Source organism: Pseudomonas sp. ARP3 (assembly GCF_001029595.1).
Classification (GTDB): domain Bacteria; phylum Pseudomonadota; class Gammaproteobacteria; order Pseudomonadales; family Pseudomonadaceae; genus Aquipseudomonas; species Aquipseudomonas rhodesiae.
In genome coordinates this window covers 156,559-172,942 of the sequence record NZ_LEKF01000005.1, presented here as the reverse complement: position 1 = coordinate 172,942, position 16,384 = coordinate 156,559, and the positions used below count along the sequence as shown (strand labels likewise).

Here is a 16,384-nt window from a genome sequence, read left to right as displayed (position 1 = left end):
AAAACAGGGCTAGACGCTCCGAAATTCAGGTGTTACATTCGGCCCCGCACTGGTTTCTCCACTGCCCCCTGCAAGCCGTCGCCGACGCACTCCTTTTCGATTAGTACGCGATCCTGTCGCCTTCTCCGCGGCGCGGCCTCATTAAGCCAAAAGCTTAATTTCCCCCTCCATAAATGATTACGTCATTCCTATATGAATCTGACTGAACTCAAGCAAAAGCCGATTACCGACCTGCTCCAATTGGCCGAAGAAATGGGCATAGAAAATATGGCCCGTTCGCGCAAGCAGGACGTGATTTTCTCCCTGCTGAAAAAGCACGCGAAAAGCGGCGAGGAAATCTCCGGTGATGGCGTGCTGGAGATTCTCCAGGACGGCTTCGGCTTCCTCCGCTCTGCAGACGCTTCCTACCTCGCCGGCCCAGACGATATTTATGTCTCGCCGAGCCAGATCCGCCGCTTCAACTTGCGCACCGGTGACACCATCGTGGGCAAGATCCGTCCTCCGAAGGAAGGCGAGCGATATTTCGCCCTGCTCAAGGTCGATACGATCAACTTCGATCGTCCTGAGAACGCGAAAAACAAGATTCTCTTCGAGAACCTGACGCCGCTGTTCCCGACCGTGCGCATGAAGATGGAGGCCGGTAACGGTTCCACCGAAGACTTGACCGGCCGCGTGATCGACCTGTGCGCGCCGATCGGTAAGGGCCAGCGTGGCTTGATCGTTGCGCCGCCGAAAGCCGGTAAAACCATCATGCTGCAGAACATTGCAGCGAACATCGCACGTAACAATCCTGAAGTTCATCTGATCGTATTGCTGATCGATGAGCGTCCGGAAGAAGTGACCGAGATGCAGCGCACCGTGCGCGGTGAAGTGGTTGCCTCCACGTTCGATGAGCCGCCAACCCGCCACGTGCAGGTTGCCGAGATGGTGATCGAGAAGGCCAAGCGCCTGGTCGAACACAAGAAAGACGTTGTGATCCTGCTCGACTCCATCACTCGTCTGGCCCGTGCCTACAACACCGTCATCCCTAGCTCCGGCAAGGTATTGACCGGTGGTGTCGATGCCCACGCCCTGGAGAAACCCAAGCGTTTCTTCGGCGCCGCGCGGAACATCGAAGAAGGCGGCTCGCTGACCATTATCGCCACCGCGCTGGTTGAGACCGGCTCGAAGATGGACGAAGTGATCTACGAAGAGTTCAAGGGTACCGGCAATATGGAACTGCCTCTGGACCGTCGTATCGCGGAAAAACGCGTCTTCCCGGCCATCAACATCAACCGTTCCGGCACCCGCCGCGAAGAGTTGCTGACCGCCGACGACGAGCTGCAGCGTATGTGGATCCTGCGCAAGCTGCTGCACCCGATGGACGAAGTTGCGGCCATCGAGTTTCTGGTGGATAAACTGAAAACCACCAAGACCAACGATGAGTTCTTCTTGTCGATGAAGCGCAAGTAATACGACGCTTCCGCTTCGAAAAAATGGCGCCCGACTAGGGCGCCATTTTTTTGCGTCGTGATGCAGCAATTTTTATGGCATAAGTGTCCGTTAAGTAACAAAAATTGTACGCGCGACTACGCTTACCCCTTTCGTCACAGACTGACCAGATTTCTTATGACCATTCTTGCTTACCGCAGAGACATCGATGGCCTGCGTGCTATCGCTGTCCTTGCTGTTGTGTTGTTTCACTTCGGAGTTCCTGGCATTACCGGCGGTTTTGTTGGCGTTGATGTGTTTTTCGTCATCTCCGGCTTCCTGATCACTTCGATTATCTGGCGTGAACGCCAGGCCGGCCGCTTCAGTTTTATCGATTTCTGGGCTCGGCGCGCGCGGCGCATCCTGCCGGCGTTGTTTGTGATGATTGCGGTCACACTGGTAGTGGGATGGTTTCTGTTGGCGCCCAAGGATTACAAGGATCTTGGGCGGTCGGCGCATTATCAAGTGACGTTTACGTCCAACCTGTTGTTTTCGCGTCAGCATGGTTATTTCGACTCCGCCTCTGACATCAAGCCCTTGCTGCACACCTGGTCGTTGGCGGTAGAAGAACAGTTTTACATTGTCTTCCCGCTGCTGCTGATATTGCTCTCCAGCCGTTTGAAGCACTGGCGCCTGGCGTTGTTTGCGGTGTTGTTGGCATCGTTTGGCATGAGTGTCTGGGCGGTCGAACATCAACCACAAAAGGCATTCTTCCTGTTGCACCTGCGCGCCTGGGAGTTGCTGGCCGGCGCCATGTTGGCCGTGATGCCCAAGCGTGACTGGCGTGCGCCTGCTGCCCTGGCGCAGGGCGTCAGTCTGGGGTCTATGGCGCTGATACTGATCGCGGTGCTGGGGTACGACGCGACCACTCCATTCCCTGGACCCACGGCATTGCTGCCGGTGTTGGGGGTTGTCGGTTTGATCTGGGCCAATGGGCAGCAACGCACCTGGGTTTCCCGTCTGTTGAGTTCTCGGGTGATGGTGGGCATCGGGCTGATCTCCTATTCCTGGTACCTGTGGCATTGGCCGGTGTTCGTGTATGCCAATTACGCAGCGGTAGATGGTTTGAGTGCGCTGGAATTGGCCGGGTTGATGCTGCTCTCGCTGATCCTGGGCTACCTTTCCTGGCGCTTCATTGAAACGCCATTCCGTGAGAAGCGCTTGCTGGCCGGACGCCAGGCGATTCTGGCGAGTGCGCTGATCGGCATCTTATGTCTCGGTTTTACCGGCCTGGCCATCCGCAAAGCCGACGGCGTGCCCTCGCGGTTATCCGAACAGGCGCTGCGTTACGCCCAGGCCAAGAAGTGGAGCCCGGATTTATTGGCGTGCATGGCCGATAAAGACACGCCCGATGAGCGGCTGTTCTGCCATTTCGGTCCGACTGGTCGCTCCATGTCAGCGCTGGTGTGGGGCGACAGCCATGCGACTGCATTGATTCCTGCACTCAAGGACGGTGCTGATCGGCACGACATCAGCCTGGTAGGGGCCAGTTTTGCTGGCTGCATACCGTTGGATGGTCTGGAGAATATTGCCCGTTGTGCGCATTTCAACCACCGGGTCGAGAAGGCCATGGCTGAGCAGACCTTCAGCGATGTGGTGCTGGCGGCTCGCTGGAGTCTATATGTCTACGGACAAATGTCCGGTGACAAAGAGCATGCGCTCAAGGACCCAAGCACAGGCAAGTATGTGCGTGCCGTGGCCGAACAACGGTTCGCTGAGGGCCTGCGCCAGCGTGTAAAGCAATTGCGCGCTGCCGGACATCGCGTGTGGCTGGTCAAGGAGGTTCCTTTGCAGGAAATCATCGTGCCTTATCGCCTCAGTCGACTGGCGATGATGAACCGGCCGGTGGACGGCGAGGGGCTTCCCGTAGCCGAGCATGTGAAGCGCCAGGCCTTCATTACCCAGGTGTTCGACGAATTGGCGGCGGCCGATAGCGGCGTAACGGTCTTGGATCCGGCGCCTTTGCTATGCGGTGCCGACGGTTTGTGCCGGGTCGAACTCAATGGGCAAGCGCTGTATACCGACGATAACCATCTTTCTGAGGTTGGGGCGCGGCACATCGAAGCCTTTCTGGAGCCGCTGTTCCGTTCACTCAAGTCACGGGGGCTGACGGCCAATTAAGCTGCCAGCCGCCTTCAGAGCAGGTAGGATGTACGCCTATTTTACGGGTGGCATGGTTAATGAAATTCAAGGATCTTCGGGATTTCGTGCAGCAACTTGAGCAGCGCGGAGAGTTGAGACGTATCCAGATGCCGATTTCACCGGTGCTGGAAATGACTGAGATTTGCGACCGCACCCTGCGTAACAAGGGCCCGGCGCTGCTGTTCGAAAAGCCGACCGGCTTCGATATCCCGGTGCTTGGCAACCTGTTCGGCACGCCCGAGCGCGTCGCGTTTGGCATGGGTGCCGAGTCGGTCAGCGAGTTGCGTGAAATCGGCAAGCTGCTGGCATTCCTCAAGGAGCCCGAGCCGCCCAAGGGCTTGAAGGATGCCTGGTCCAAGCTGCCGATTTTCCGCAAGATCATTGCGATGGCGCCCAAAGTGGTCAAAGACGCTGTGTGCCAGGAAGTGGTCATCGAAGGCGATGATGTCGACCTGGGCATGCTCCCGGTGCAGACCTGCTGGCCAGGCGACGTCGGCCCGTTGATCACCTGGGGCCTGACCGTCACCAAAGGCCCGAACAAGGATCGCCAGAACCTGGGCATCTATCGCCAGCAAGTGATCGGCCGCAACAAAGTGATCATGCGTTGGCTGAGCCATCGTGGTGGCGCTCTGGACTTCCGTGAGTGGTGTGAAAAACACCCCGGCCAGCCGTTCCCGGTCTCCGTGGCCTTGGGCGCCGACCCGGCCACCATCCTCGGTGCCGTAACGCCGGTGCCGGATAGCCTTTCCGAATACGCCTTCGCCGGCCTGTTGCGTGGCAACCGCACCGAACTGGTCAAGTGCCGCGGCAACGACCTGCAAGTGCCGGCCACCGCGGAAATCATCCTGGAAGGTGTGATTCATCCCGGCGAGATGGCCGATGAAGGCCCCTATGGCGACCACACCGGTTATTACAACGAAGTCGACAGCTTCCCGGTGTTCACGGTCGAACGCATCACTCATCGGATCAAGCCGATCTACCACAGCACCTACACCGGCCGGCCGCCGGATGAGCCGGCCATCCTCGGCGTGGCGCTCAACGAAGTGTTCGTGCCGATCCTGCAGAAGCAATTTCCTGAAATCACCGATTTCTACCTGCCGCCGGAAGGCTGCTCGTACCGCATGGCCGTGGTCACTATGAAGAAGTCGTACCCAGGCCATGCCAAGCGGGTCATGCTGGGTGTGTGGTCGTTTTTGCGACAGTTCATGTACACCAAGTTCGTTATTGTCACCGACGACGACATCAACGCTCGGGACTGGAACGACGTGATCTGGGCCATCACCACGCGCATGGACCCCAAGCGCGATACGGTGATGATCGATAACACGCCAATCGACTACCTCGACTTTGCGTCGCCGGTGTCGGGCCTGGGCTCGAAGATGGGCCTGGATGCCACCCATAAGTGGCCGGGTGAAACCACCCGCGAATGGGGCCGGGTGATCGTCAAGGATGCAGCCGTGACCGCGCGTGTCGATGCGATCTGGAAAGAATTGGGAATAGATTGATGCGTGTAACCCTGCAACCTTCCGGTGCTGTACTGGAGCTGGTCCCTGGCGAGCGGATTCTCGAAGGCGCCCGTCGCCTGGGTTATGAATGCCCCCAGGCCTGCCGCAACGGTGTATGCCATGTGTGCGCCGCCTTGCTGGTGGAAGGCCGCGTGCAGCAAGCCGGTGAAGTGCGTGACCACGGTGAATTCTTCACCTGCATCGCCGAGCCGCTGGAAGACTGCGTTGTGTTGTGGGATGGCGTGCTGGCCCCCGGCGAGCTGCCGCTGCGCAAGTTGGCGTGCCAATTGAGCGAGTGCGTCGACGTGGGTGGCGATGTGTGGCGTGTGCGCCTGCGCGCGCCCGCCGGCAAGGCGGTGCGTTACCACGCCGGGCAATACCTGATGATCGAACGGGATAACGGCGAAAAGTCGGCGTTTTCCCTGGCCTCGGCACCCCATTCTGGGCGTGAGCTGGAACTGCATGTACTGGCCCGTGAAGACAGCGCACGCAACCTGCTGGCCCAACTGCAGCGTGATCAGATAGCGCGTGTGGAACTGCCGTTTGGCGACACTCACCTGGCCGAGCTGCCCGACGGCCCGCTGGTGCTGATCGCCGCAGGCACCGGTATGGCGCAAATGCACAGCCTGATCGAGCATTGCCGCGCTTCCGGTTTCAAGCACCCGGTGCATCTGTACTGGGGCGTGCGCCGTCCGGAGGACTTCTACGAAATCGAGCATTGGACGCAATGGCAGCAACTGCCCAACCTGTTTCTGCACAAGGTCGTCAGCGACCTGTGCGGTTGGGAAGGGCGCTGTGGGCTATTGCATGAAGCGGTGTGCGAAGACATCCGCGACCTGAAGGCCGTGCACGTCTATGCCAGCGGTTCACCGGCGATGATCTATGGCACGTTGGATGCGCTGGTCGAAGCCGGCATGGACGCGCATCAGATGCGCGCTGACGTATTTGCCTACGCCCCCCGACCCTAGAAGCGCACGCCCGCGGTGAGCATTGCCGCGTTGAAGCCCAACAGCACCAGCTCCGCCGCCATCGGCCCGTGATGGGTGCCCACCGACGGAATGATCACCGGCGCCACGCCGAGTCCGTTCAATGGGATCTTGTCGCGGTACTTGCCGCGATAGCCCTGAAGCGCGCCCCCGGTCAGTTTTACGTACACCGGGTAATCCGCCATGTCATAGCGTTTGCCCCCATAGACGTAGTACGAACGCTGGCTGAACGAGTTGCGGAAGGTCGCCCCGCCATACAACCATCCTGAGGCTTCATTGCGTTCCAGGCCGATCAGGTCCTGATGGTTATTGTGGTCTGGGTCGGGGGAGAAATGCCGGGTGTAGACGCTGGTCTGCGCATACCAGAAACCTTTGTCGTCTTCGCCAGGCGGCGCTTCGGCGGCCAGTGCGGTAGTGGCCTGGGCCAGAAACAACAGTCCTGGCAGTCGAAATTTTTTCATGGGGCGACCTCGGTAGTCGGTGGGGGCGGCGGCTAGTGGGTCGTGATCGGCACATCATTTTGACGGCAGGAACGTGCCCCAGGCTGAACCGGGGCTGAAAGTAGCGGGATTATGGGTTTCAATCCTGACGAATGGCCGTTGGCCTTATATCTCTGCTTATTCACTTCCGGTATTTATTGTCCCCGGTGGATATCCCTAAGCTATATCCCCAAGGTCGCAGGTTCAGCACACCCCATACTTTTGGCCTAAACGGTTCCTGCGGCGCGTTTTATTGCGCTAAAGTCGCTTACAGCTGGTTACACAGGAGGCGCACCGCTTTTCGCCATGACCGCCATTGAAACCGATCTTCTGCAGTTGGCTTACCCTCCGCGGCTCGATCTGGGACCGCAACTTACCCACGAACAGTTAATGAGCTCCATGCAGGCCACCATGGCCCGGCATAAGGGTGGGCCGGTCTGGCTATTTGCTTATGGTTCATTGATTTGGCGGCCGGAATGCTCGTCGACCGAGCGGGTGCGGGCCCGGGTCCACGGATATCACCGTGGCCTGTATTTGTGGTCTCACGAGCACCGTGGTACGCCGGAATTGCCGGGGTTGGTATTCGGTTTGGATCGCGGCGGATCATGCAGCGGGTTTGCTTATCGCTTGCCGGAAGATCAGCTGGAAGCCTCGCTGTATGCCTTGTGGCAGCGGGAGATGCCTTATCCCTCGTACCGGCCGCACTGGCTCAGTTGTCGGTTGGAGGATGGCACGCAGGTGCAAGCGCTGGGGTTTGTGTTGGAGCGGCATTTGCCCAGCTACGCCGGCAACTTGCCTGATATCGTGCTTAACCATGTGCTGCAAAGCGCGAGTGGGCGTTACGGTACGACCCGCGATTATGTCGAGCAGACCGTCAACGCCCTGCGCAGCCACGCCATGCCAGATAAAAACCTGGAGGCGCGGCTCAAGCGGTGTGCAAAAGGATGCTCAGGCGCTTAACGGGCCGAGCTGACACTGTTGGTGTGCCACAGGGTCGGGATCAGGAATGCGATGGCCAGCAGGCACGCGCCGATCAGCAGCACAAAGCCACCGTCCCAGCCGAAATGGTCAACGGTGTAGCCCATCGCCGCACTTGCCGCCACCGAGCCGCCCAGGTAACCGAACAGACCCGTGAAACCCGCAGCGGTGCCGGCGGCTTTCTTCGGTGCCAGCTCCAGCGCCTGCAGGCCGATCAGCATTACCGGGCCATAGATCAGGAAGCCGATCGAGACCAGCGCAATCATGTCCACCGTCGGATTGCCCGGCGGGTTGAGCCAGTACACCAGCGTCGCCACGGTCACCAGGCCCATGAACACAATGCCGGTCAGGCCACGGTTGCCACGGAAGATTTTGTCCGACATCCAGCCGCACAGCAGCGTGCCCGGAATACCCGCCCACTCATAGAAGAAGTACGCCCACGAGGATTTATCTACCGTGAAGTGTTTGGCTTCCTTGAGGTAAGTCGGTGCCCAGTCCAGTACGCCATAGCGCAGCAGGTAGACGAATACGTTGGCGAAGGCGATGTACCAGAGCATTTTGTTGCGCAGCACATATTTGACGAAGATTTCCTTGGCGCTGAATTCGTCTTCGTGGCTGGCGTTGTAGCCTTCGGGATAGTCGTTCTTGTATTGCTCGATAGGCGGCAGGCCAACCGATTGTGGGGTGTCACGCATCGTGATGAACGCAAACGCCGCCACTGCCAAGGCCACCGTGGCAGGCACGTAGAATGCCGCGTGCCAATCGTTGAACCAGGCCATGCCCAGCAAGAACAGCGGGCCGATCAGGCCGCCGCCGACGTTGTGCGCCACGTTCCACACCGACACCACGCCGCCGCGTTCTTTCTGCGACCACCAATGCACCATGGTGCGCCCGCTCGGCGGCCAACCCATGCCCTGGGCCCAGCCATTGATGAACAGCAATATGAACATCATGGTCACGCTGGACGTCGCCCAAGGCGCGAAACCGAAGATGAACATCACGCCCGCCGAGACCAACAGGCCAAAGGGCAGAAAGTAGCGCGGGTTGGAACGGTCGGACACCAGGCCCATCAGGAACTTGGACAGGCCGTAGGCAATCGCGATAGCCGACATCGCCAGGCCCAGTTCGCCGCGGCTGTAACCGTCTTCGATCAGGTAGGGCATGGCCAGGGAGAAGTTTTTGCGCAGCAGGTAGTACCCGGCATAACCGAAGAAAATGCCGGCGAAGATCTGCCAGCGTAGACGTCGGTAGGTACTGTCGATTTTTTCTTCAGGCAGGGGCGCCTGGTGCACGGCAGGGCGAAAGAAAGCAAACATTCAAGAGCTCCAGATTTCTTGTTTTGACTGCGGATGCGAATGTTACAGTTTCGTTACCGAAAATAGCATCGCCTCTTGAGGTCAAACACAGGAAAACGGCGTAACTGCATGTTCTTTTATGAACATGCCGCAAATAGGCAGGTTTATGTCGTTTTAGGCTTTTCTAGGAAATGTGGGGGGATTGCCCCTCCCACATTACTCACATTCAGACGGCGATCAGCGGGTCTGGACGACGACCTTCCCGACAGCCTTGCGCTGCCCAAGATCATTGATAGCCTGGGCCGCCTGTTCCAGCGGGTACACCTGCGACACCAGCGGCTTGAGCTTGCCCTCGGCATACCAGCCAAACAATTGCTGGAAATTCGCCGCGTTATCCTGCGGCTGGCGCTGGGCGAAGGAGCCCCAGAACACGCCGACCACCGCCGCGCCCTTGAGCAGCGCCAGGTTCACCGGCAACTCGGGAATGCGTCCGCTGGCAAACCCCACCACCAGCAGGCGGCCGTTCCAGGCAATCGCGCGAATAGCCTGGTCAAACAGGTCGCCGCCCACTGGGTCGTAGATCACATCCGCGCCATTGCCGTCGGTGAGGCGCTTGATCTCATCCTTCAGGCTGGCTTCGCTGTAATTGATCAATTCGTCGGCGCCCGCAGCCTTGGCGATTGCGAGCTTGTCGGCGCTGCTGGCGGCAGCAATCACCCGGGCGCCCATGGCTTTGCCGATTTCCACCGCGGCCAGGCCCACGCCACCGGAGGCGCCGAGCACCAGCAGGGTTTCGCCGGGTTGCAGGTGGGCCCGTTGTTTGAGCGCGTGCATTGAGGTGCCGTAGGTCATGCTGAACGCGGCGGCGGTGTTGAAATCCATGCTGGGTGGGATCGGCAGCACGTTATAGCCCGGCACTGCGACCTGTTCGGCAAAGCTGCCCCAGCCGGTCAAGGCCATGACCCGATCGCCGACCTTCAGGTGGCTGACTTTCTCCCCGACTTCGCTGACCACCCCCGCGGCTTCACCCCCCGGCGAGAACGGAAAGGGCGGTTTGAACTGATATTTGCCCTCGATAATCAGCGTGTCCGGGAAGTTGACCCCGGCAGCATGCACGTCCAGCAGGATTTCGTTTTTCTTGATCGCCGGGCTGGCGACATCTTCCAGCACCAGGGTTTCGGCGGGGCCGAAGGCTTTGCACAGCACAGCTTTCATCGGACTATTCCTTTTGGCGTCGTGGCCGATAAGTGTAGGAGGGCAGGCCCCAGGGTCAACAAGCATGCCCCGGCCTGATAAGTCGCCATAAGCTTGTGCTCAGCCTTGCTAGCGTTATGCTACCGGGCACCTAATGTGAGGAATGAATTGTGAAAGCGCGGATTCTGTTGATGCTGGCCCTGATCCTGCCGATGGCAGTACAGGCCGAAGAAGCCAAGGAAGGCAAAGAGGGCGAGGCGCCGAAAGTCAGCTATATCAGCTTGAGCCCGCCGTTCGTGGGTAATTACGGCCTGGATGGCACGGCGAAACTCAAGGTGTTCAAGGCCGACATCGCCCTGCGCGTGACCGGCACCGAAGCCGCCGCCGCCGTTAAAGCCAACGACGCGTTGATCCGCAATCAACTGGTGGCGTTGTTCACCCAGCAGACCAACGAGGCGATGAGCACCGTGGAGGGCAAGGAAAAACTGCGCCAGGAAGCCCTGAAGCAAACCCAGCAAGTGATGAACGACGAGACCGGCAAGCCCATGGTCGAAGACCTGTTGTTCAACAACTTGATCATCCAGTAAGCGCGTCAGGTGTGCGGTTTCAGGACGCCAGGCTCTTCCTGAACCGCGCCAGCGCCACGGCGAAAAACAGCAGGCCGATCCCTGCCAGCGCCAGCAAATCCGGCCATACCACGCTTACCCCCGCATCGCGGAATAGAATCGCCGCGCTCAAACTCACAAAATGCGTCGACGGCGAGCCCTGCATCACCCATTGCAGCCACTCCGGCATGCTGTCCAGAGGCGTGCTGCCGCCGGATAGCAACAGCATTGGGATGATCACCGGAATCGCCAGCAGCCCGAATTGCGGGGTCGAGCGGGCGAGGGTGGCGAGGAAAATCCCCAGCGCCGTACTGGCGAACAAGTACAACGCCGTCACAAACAGAAACAACCCCAATGAGCCTGCCAGCGGCACACCCAGCAAGCCTTTGACCACCACTTCCAACGACACCCACGTGCACAGCACCACTACCAGCATGTTGCTCCAGATTTTTGCCAGCATGATTTCCAGCGCCGTCAGGGGCAGCACCAGCAAATGGTCGAGCGTGCCGTGTTCGCGTTCGCGCAGCAGGGCGGTGCCGGTCAGCACGATGGCCAGGATGGTGATGTTGTTGACGATCTGGATCACCGCCAAAAACCAGCCGCCTTCCAGGTTGGTGTTGAACAGCGAGCGGGTGGTCAGCAGCGCCGGTGTCTGTGCGGCGGCCTCGGCCTGGCCGCTGTAGCTCAACAATTCGCGCTGGAAAATCCTGCCAATGTAACCGGCACCCATGAATGCCTGGCTCATGGCCGTTGCATCCACGTTGACCTGCACGCTGGGTTGGCGCCCGGCCAGCAAGTCGGCCTGGAAATTGGCCGGCACATTGATCACGAACGTGTACTCGCCGCTGTCCATGGCCTTGTCCAACAGGTTGTAAGGCAACGGCGCTGGCGTCTGGAACTCCGGCGGTTGCAGCGCTTCGCCCAGTTGTCGGGACAGGGCGCTGTGGTCCTCATCCACCAGCGCCACGCTGGCGTTGTGCACACCGATCACGGAGCCGGCAGCGGGCATATAGATGGCCACGGTGAACGCGTAGAACAGAAACAGCAGCAATACGCTGTCGTGGCGCAGGCTGGTGAGTTCTTTCAGGCCCAAGCGCAGGATGTGCGCGAACTTATGCATCAGACCTCCTGCTTCTTGAGCATGACCAAGCTCAACCCGGTGAACCCGACAAAGAACCCGAACAGCGCCAGGCATTGCGGCCACAGCTGGCGCAGATCCAGAGCCTTGGTAAAGGTGCCCACCGCGATATCCAAAAAGTGCCCGGCCGGAAACAGCATGCCCATCAGCGCTGCGGCGCCTTCCAGGGATGAGCGCGGCACGATCAGCCCGGAGAACTGGATGGTCGGCAGGCTAGTGATGATCATCGTGCCGAGGATCGCCGCGATCTGGGTGCGCGTGAATGCAGAAATCAGCAGGCCCATGCTGGTGGTGGCCAGCACATACAGCAGCCCACCGAACGCCAGCGTCAGGCCGCTGCCCTTGAACGGCACGCCAAACAGCCAGCGGTTCATGGCCACCAGCACGGCCAGGTTGACCAGACTCACCACCAGGTATGGCGCCTGCTTGCCCAGCAGAAACTCTAGGCGCGTCAGGGGTGTTGCGTAAAAATTGGTGATCGAGCCCAGCTCTTTTTCCCGCACGATGCCCAACGCGGTAAGCATGGCCGGGATAAACGCCAGGATCAGTGCCATCACCCCAGGGCCGATGGCGTTCACGCTGACGACGTCCTGGTTGTAGCGAAAGCGGGTTTCGAGTTTGGCGGCGCCCTGGCTGCCGCGCGGCAGGCTGCTCAGCTCGGCCAATTGCTGGAGGTTGCCCAAGTGTACGGCTTCGACATAGTTACGGCTGGTTTCCGCGCGGAACGGCATGCCGCCGTCGAGCCATGCGGCCACCGTGGGTTGGCGCCCGGCGTACAGGTCGCGGCCGAAGCCCGGCGGGATTTCCAATGCCAGTTTGATTTCCGAGCGTTGCAGGCGCCGGTGCAGTTCGTTCGCATCTTGAATGGGCGGTCGTTCGGCGAAATAGCGCGAGCTGCGAAACGCTTCCAAGTAGGCGCGACTTTGCGGGGTCTGGTCCTGGTCATAAACGGCGAACGCCAGGTTTTCCACATCCAGGGAAATGCCGTAGCCAAAGATCACCATCATGAACATCGCCCCGAGCAGCGCGAAGGCCATGCGCACTTTGTCGCGCAACAGCTCTTTGCCTTCACGGCTGGCCACCGCCAACAGGCGCGCCAGGCTGAAGCCGCGCTTGCTCTGCGGCGGTGCGCTGGCTTCGCTGACGGTTTGGCTCGGCGCGGCGGGTTCGGCTTCGCCTTGAGCCTGCTCCAAGCAGGTGACGAACGCGGCTTCCAGGGTCTCGCCCTTGAATTGTTGTTGCAGCGCGTGCGGCGTGTCGCAGGCCAGCACTTTACCTGCGTGCATCAGTGAGATGCGGTCGCAGCGCTGGGCCTCGTTCATGAAGTGGGTGGACAGAAATATCGTCACCCCTTGCTCGCGGGACAGCTCGATCAGCAACCGCCAGAAATCATCCCGGGCGGCCGGGTCGACGCCGGAGGTCGGCTCATCGAGGATCAGCACTTCCGGGCGATGCAGCACCGCGACCGCCAGGGACAGGCGCTGACGCAGGCCCAGGGGTAACTCCCCCGACGGTTGCCCGGCCACGTCGCCCAACTCGAAGCGTTGGATCAGTTCGTCGATGCGCGGGCCGCTGTCGGCCTTGGGCAAGTCGAACAGTTGGGCGTGCAGCGCCAGGTTCTGGCGCACGCTGAGCTCGCCATACAGGGAAAAACTCTGGGACATGAACCCCACGCGCTTGCGGGTGGCCAGGTCTTTGGCGTCCACCGTCTTGCCCAACAGTTTCGCGCTGCCTTCAGTGGCGGGCATCAGCCCGGTGAGGACCTTCATGGTGGTGGTCTTGCCGCAGCCGTTGGAACCGAGGAAACCGAAGATTTCCCCTCGGCCAATCGCGAAACTGACCTTGTTGACCGCAGTGAAGTCGCCAAAGCGCAGGGTCAAGTCGTGGGCCTCGATGGCGATGTCGGCGCTGGTGCTTTCCCTCGGTGGAATCACCAGCGGCGGTTTGTCGTGAGCGCCGTCGCCTTGAAAGTGGGTGAACGCTTCATCCAATTTTCCGCTGGGAGTGGCGGCGGCCAGTTCACGGCTCAAGCCATTGGCGATCAGCGTGCCGCGATCAAGCATCAGGCAGTGTTCGAACTGCTCGGCTTCCTCCATGTAGGCGGTGGCGACCAGTAGCGTCAGTTGCGGGCGTTCGCCGCGCACCGTTTCGACCAGTTCCCAGAAACGTCGGCGCGACAGCGGGTCGACACCGGTGGTGGGCTCGTCGAGGATCAGCAGGTCAGGTTCATGGATCAACGCGCAGCACAGGCCGAGCTTTTGTTTCATCCCGCCGGACAGCTTGCCGGCAGGGCGCTCGGCGAAGCGTTCAAGGTCGGTGGCCAGCAGCAGGCTGTGCATGCGCTGGTCACACTCGGCCTTCGACAACCCGAACAGAGTGGCGAAGAAGCGAATGTTTTCGCGGATGGACAGCTCGGGGTACAGGTTGCCGCCCAGTCCCTGGGGCATGAAGGCGATGCGCGGGTACAAGCTGTTGCGGTGGCGGCGGTCGGTGATGGCGCCGCCGAGTACGTCGAGCTGGCCGTCCTGCAGCTTTTTAACCCCGGCGATCAAGCCCAGCAGGCTGGATTTGCCCGCGCCGTCCGGGCCAATCAGCCCGCAACGCGTGCCGGCGGGCAGGCTGAAGGCTATATCGACCAGCGCCTGTTGCTGGCCATAGCGGTGGTTGATCCCCGTGGCGTGCAGCGCCAGGCCGGTCATTGCAGGTTGGCCGGCCAGTCTATGTCGGCCGTGCGCACGTAACCTGCGCCCGGCATGCCGGGTTTGGCTTGAGGCACGGCGCTGGGTTGGGTCAGGCGCAGCTTGACGCGGAACACCAGTTTTTGCCGCTCATCGCGGGTTTCCACTTCTTTGGGGGTGAACTGGGACTTGGCCGCGACAAAGGTGATTTTCGCCGGCAGCGCTTGCTGGGGCAGGGCATCGAGCAGGATGCGGGCGTCGCTGCCCACCGTCAGGCGACCGGTCACCGACGCGGGCAAATACAGGTTCATGTATTGATCTTCGGGATCGATCAGCAGCAACACGCGGCCACCGGCACCCAGCACTTCACCGGGCTCGGCCAGGCGCAGTTGAATGATGCCGTCGATGGGGGCGCGCAGGCTGCTGTCATCGATTTCGCTGCTGAGTTGGGCCACCTGCGCCTGGGCGGCGCCGATGGCGGCCTTGGCCGAATTGACCTGGGCCTGTGCGGCGACTACGGCCGCATTGCCGGTGTTGTGCCGCGCCTGTTGCTGATCGATCAGTTGGCTGCTGGCGAAGCCGCGCTTGTACAGCTCTTGGGTGCGCTTGAGTTCCTGGTTGGCCAGCAACTGTTCGCTCTGGCGCAATTGCACATTGGCTTCGGCGGCGGCGAGATTTTCCTTGGCGCGCAACACTTCGGCTTCGGCCTGGGCGCGCTGGGCCTCTAGCGTGCGGGTGTCCATGCGCGCCAGCAATTGGCCCTTGAGCACCTTGTCGCCTTCGTCCACCCGCACTTCGGCCAGGCGACCGGGAATTTTGGCGGCGATCTGCACTTCGGTGGATTCCAGGCGACCATTGCCCATGCTCAGGCCTTCGGGCAGGCGGTCTTGAGTGGATTTCCAGTAACCGAACCCGCCGGCGGCGAGCAACAATGCGATCAGGAGCGTGGCAAACAGCTGAGAGGTGCGATGGTTCGTCGACATGGAAGCATCCTGCGGCGTTAGCGTCCTAGTTTGACGGTATTGCCGCTGTGGGCGTTGATACCGGTCAAATGAAGCGCAAGCCTAGCGCGATTGCGGCCCAAGCGCATGCGTCGCGAGCGTGACTGTAGGGTTCTGCCGCCTAGCGCAGTGCCAGTACGGCGGCCCATTGCTCGGCGGTCACCGGCATGACCGAGAGGCGGCTGCCTTTTTGCACCAGGGGCAGTTCGGCGAGTGCCGCCTGCTGTTTCAGGTAACCCAGGCCCAGCACCTTGGGGAAGGTCTGGACATGGGCGACCGTGATCGCGCTCCACGGGTTTTTCTCCGGGCTGGCCTTGGCGTCGAAGTAATGGCTGTCGGGCTCCAGTGCGGTTGGGTCCGGGTAGGCCGCCTCAATGATTTTGCCGATGCCGGCGATGCCCGGTTCGGGGCAGCTGGAATGGTAAAAGAAGAATTCGTCACCCACCGCCATGGCGCGCAGAAAGTTACGTGCCTGGTAGTTACGCACGCCATCCCAGCGGGCTTTTCCGAGTTTTTCCAGGCCCTTGATGGACAGTTCGTCGGGCTCGGATTTCATCAGCCAATAGGCCATTTTTAGGCTCCTCAAACAGGCATTGGGCAAGTTGTCGGGCAATTGCCGCACAAACCGACAGTCGGTTGGCGTCAAGGTTTGCGTGTTGGTTCACGTTAACGCAAAATGCCGGGATTTTAAGCTTGACTCAGCTGCAACGGGCTACTTTGGAACGTTGTTGTCATCGTGTACGAGGTGCCTGAAGGGGGGCAATCGATGCAACGTAAACCGGATTTACTATGGATATTGGTTATTTTGTTTGGTCTGGGCGTCGTGACCACCGGGTATGCGCAAAGTCTTTGGTCGAACAAGGCCGATGCCCCAGTTGAATTGTCACCAGTGCAGCAACAGTACAAGCGTTAA

General features: G+C 60.3%; 14 protein-coding genes. 7 read left to right on the top strand and 7 right to left on the bottom strand.

All coding sequences use genetic code 11. From position 1 onward, the window contains the following. Positions 1–192 precede the first annotated feature (192 nt). The 4 genes from rho to ABX75_RS08415 all read left to right on the top strand — a co-directional run bounded on the left by rho (position 193) and on the right by ABX75_RS08415 (position 6,085). The gene (rho, locus tag ABX75_RS08430) at positions 193–1,452 is read left to right on the top strand and encodes a transcription termination factor Rho (protein ID WP_016973082.1); all 1,260 of its coding nucleotides are present in this window, start codon (positions 193–195) and stop codon (positions 1,450–1,452) included. Between the two features lie 156 nt (positions 1,453–1,608). Then, positions 1,609–3,591: an acyltransferase family protein gene (locus tag ABX75_RS08425; RefSeq protein WP_047881753.1), complete on the top strand. Its 1,983-nt coding sequence runs from the start codon at positions 1,609–1,611 to the stop codon at positions 3,589–3,591. 59 nt (positions 3,592–3,650) lie between these two features. Continuing rightward, positions 3,651–5,117 carry a 4-hydroxy-3-polyprenylbenzoate decarboxylase gene (gene ubiD, locus ABX75_RS08420; protein WP_047881752.1) on the top strand — a complete coding sequence of 489 codons (1,467 nt, stop codon included), beginning with the start codon at positions 3,651–3,653 and terminating at the stop codon, positions 5,115–5,117. Further along, positions 5,117–6,085, top strand: a complete 969-nt coding sequence (locus tag ABX75_RS08415) for a CDP-6-deoxy-delta-3,4-glucoseen reductase (RefSeq protein ID WP_034101396.1) — start codon at positions 5,117–5,119, stop codon at positions 6,083–6,085. Before ubiD ends, ABX75_RS08415 begins: the two co-directional genes overlap by 1 nt. On the opposite strand, the gene ABX75_RS08410 is transcribed toward ABX75_RS08415, so the two are convergent. Continuing rightward, on the bottom strand, positions 6,082–6,564 hold the full coding sequence (locus ABX75_RS08410) for a hypothetical protein (RefSeq protein WP_034101395.1): 483 nt from the start codon (positions 6,562–6,564) through the stop codon (positions 6,082–6,084). The genes ABX75_RS08415 and ABX75_RS08410 overlap by 4 nt on opposite strands. A 324-nt stretch (positions 6,565–6,888) precedes the next feature. On the opposite strand from ABX75_RS08410, the gene ABX75_RS08405 reads away from it, so the two are divergent. After that, positions 6,889–7,542 carry a gamma-glutamylcyclotransferase gene (locus tag ABX75_RS08405; protein WP_034101394.1) on the top strand — a complete coding sequence of 218 codons (654 nt, stop codon included), beginning with the start codon at positions 6,889–6,891 and terminating at the stop codon, positions 7,540–7,542. Here the strand turns inward: ABX75_RS08405 and glpT are convergent. After that, positions 7,539–8,876 carry a glycerol-3-phosphate transporter gene (gene glpT / locus ABX75_RS08400; protein WP_034101393.1) on the bottom strand — a complete coding sequence of 446 codons (1,338 nt, stop codon included), beginning with the start codon at positions 8,874–8,876 and terminating at the stop codon, positions 7,539–7,541. The two genes, ABX75_RS08405 and glpT, sit on opposite strands and share 4 nt — an antisense overlap. Positions 8,877–9,092: 216 nt before the next feature. Beyond that, positions 9,093–10,070: an NADPH:quinone oxidoreductase family protein gene (locus tag ABX75_RS08395; RefSeq protein ID WP_034101392.1), complete on the bottom strand. Its 978-nt coding sequence runs from the start codon at positions 10,068–10,070 to the stop codon at positions 9,093–9,095. A 149-nt stretch (positions 10,071–10,219) separates the two neighbouring features. On the opposite strand from ABX75_RS08395, the gene ABX75_RS08390 reads away from it, so the two are divergent. Further along, positions 10,220–10,636: a flagellar basal body-associated FliL family protein gene (locus ABX75_RS08390; protein ID WP_034101391.1), complete on the top strand. Its 417-nt coding sequence runs from the start codon at positions 10,220–10,222 to the stop codon at positions 10,634–10,636. Positions 10,637–10,655: 19 nt separating this feature from the next. On the opposite strand, the gene ABX75_RS08385 is transcribed toward ABX75_RS08390, so the two are convergent. The 4 genes from ABX75_RS08385 to ABX75_RS08370 form a co-directional block, all read right to left on the bottom strand. Then, positions 10,656–11,774 carry an ABC transporter permease gene (locus ABX75_RS08385; RefSeq protein ID WP_040266889.1) on the bottom strand — a complete coding sequence of 373 codons (1,119 nt, stop codon included), beginning with the start codon at positions 11,772–11,774 and terminating at the stop codon, positions 10,656–10,658. Continuing rightward, entirely contained in the window at positions 11,774–14,491 is a 2,718-nt protein-coding gene (rbbA, locus tag ABX75_RS08380) for a ribosome-associated ATPase/putative transporter RbbA (RefSeq protein ID WP_034115421.1), read from the bottom strand. The genes ABX75_RS08385 and rbbA overlap by 1 nt, the downstream gene beginning before the upstream one ends. After that, positions 14,488–15,453, bottom strand: coding sequence for an HlyD family secretion protein (locus tag ABX75_RS08375; protein ID WP_034101388.1), 966 nt, complete (start codon positions 15,451–15,453; stop codon positions 14,488–14,490). Before ABX75_RS08375 ends, rbbA begins: the two co-directional genes overlap by 4 nt. A 139-nt stretch (positions 15,454–15,592) precedes the next feature. Next, positions 15,593–16,042: an EVE domain-containing protein gene (locus ABX75_RS08370; protein ID WP_034101387.1), complete on the bottom strand. Its 450-nt coding sequence runs from the start codon at positions 16,040–16,042 to the stop codon at positions 15,593–15,595. A gap of 195 nt (positions 16,043–16,237) precedes the next feature. Between ABX75_RS08370 and ABX75_RS29350 the strand changes: the two genes are divergently transcribed. Then, the gene (locus tag ABX75_RS29350; protein ID WP_099312898.1) at positions 16,238–16,384 is read left to right on the top strand and encodes a hypothetical protein; all 147 of its coding nucleotides are present in this window, start codon (positions 16,238–16,240) and stop codon (positions 16,382–16,384) included.

What these genes read in the sequence shown, in the direction of transcription:
- ABX75_RS08395 (WP_034101392.1), bottom strand. Translation starts at nt 10,070, where the DNA reads ATGAAAGCTGTGCTGTGCAAAGCCTTCGGCCCCGCCGAAACCCTGGTG.
- ABX75_RS08415 (WP_034101396.1), top strand. Translation starts at nt 5,117, where the DNA reads ATGCGTGTAACCCTGCAACCTTCCGGTGCTGTACTGGAGCTGGTCCCT.
- rho (WP_016973082.1), top strand. Translation starts at nt 193, where the DNA reads ATGAATCTGACTGAACTCAAGCAAAAGCCGATTACCGACCTGCTCCAA.
- ABX75_RS08425 (WP_047881753.1), top strand. Translation starts at nt 1,609, where the DNA reads ATGACCATTCTTGCTTACCGCAGAGACATCGATGGCCTGCGTGCTATC.
- ABX75_RS29350 (WP_099312898.1), top strand. Translation starts at nt 16,238, where the DNA reads ATGCAACGTAAACCGGATTTACTATGGATATTGGTTATTTTGTTTGGT.
- ubiD (WP_047881752.1), top strand. Translation starts at nt 3,651, where the DNA reads ATGAAATTCAAGGATCTTCGGGATTTCGTGCAGCAACTTGAGCAGCGC.
- rbbA (WP_034115421.1), bottom strand. Translation starts at nt 14,491, where the DNA reads ATGACCGGCCTGGCGCTGCACGCCACGGGGATCAACCACCGCTATGGC.
- ABX75_RS08405 (WP_034101394.1), top strand. Translation starts at nt 6,889, where the DNA reads ATGACCGCCATTGAAACCGATCTTCTGCAGTTGGCTTACCCTCCGCGG.
- ABX75_RS08370 (WP_034101387.1), bottom strand. Translation starts at nt 16,042, where the DNA reads ATGGCCTATTGGCTGATGAAATCCGAGCCCGACGAACTGTCCATCAAG.
- ABX75_RS08375 (WP_034101388.1), bottom strand. Translation starts at nt 15,453, where the DNA reads ATGTCGACGAACCATCGCACCTCTCAGCTGTTTGCCACGCTCCTGATC.
- ABX75_RS08410 (WP_034101395.1), bottom strand. Translation starts at nt 6,564, where the DNA reads ATGAAAAAATTTCGACTGCCAGGACTGTTGTTTCTGGCCCAGGCCACT.
- ABX75_RS08385 (WP_040266889.1), bottom strand. Translation starts at nt 11,774, where the DNA reads ATGCATAAGTTCGCGCACATCCTGCGCTTGGGCCTGAAAGAACTCACC.
- glpT (WP_034101393.1), bottom strand. Translation starts at nt 8,876, where the DNA reads ATGTTTGCTTTCTTTCGCCCTGCCGTGCACCAGGCGCCCCTGCCTGAA.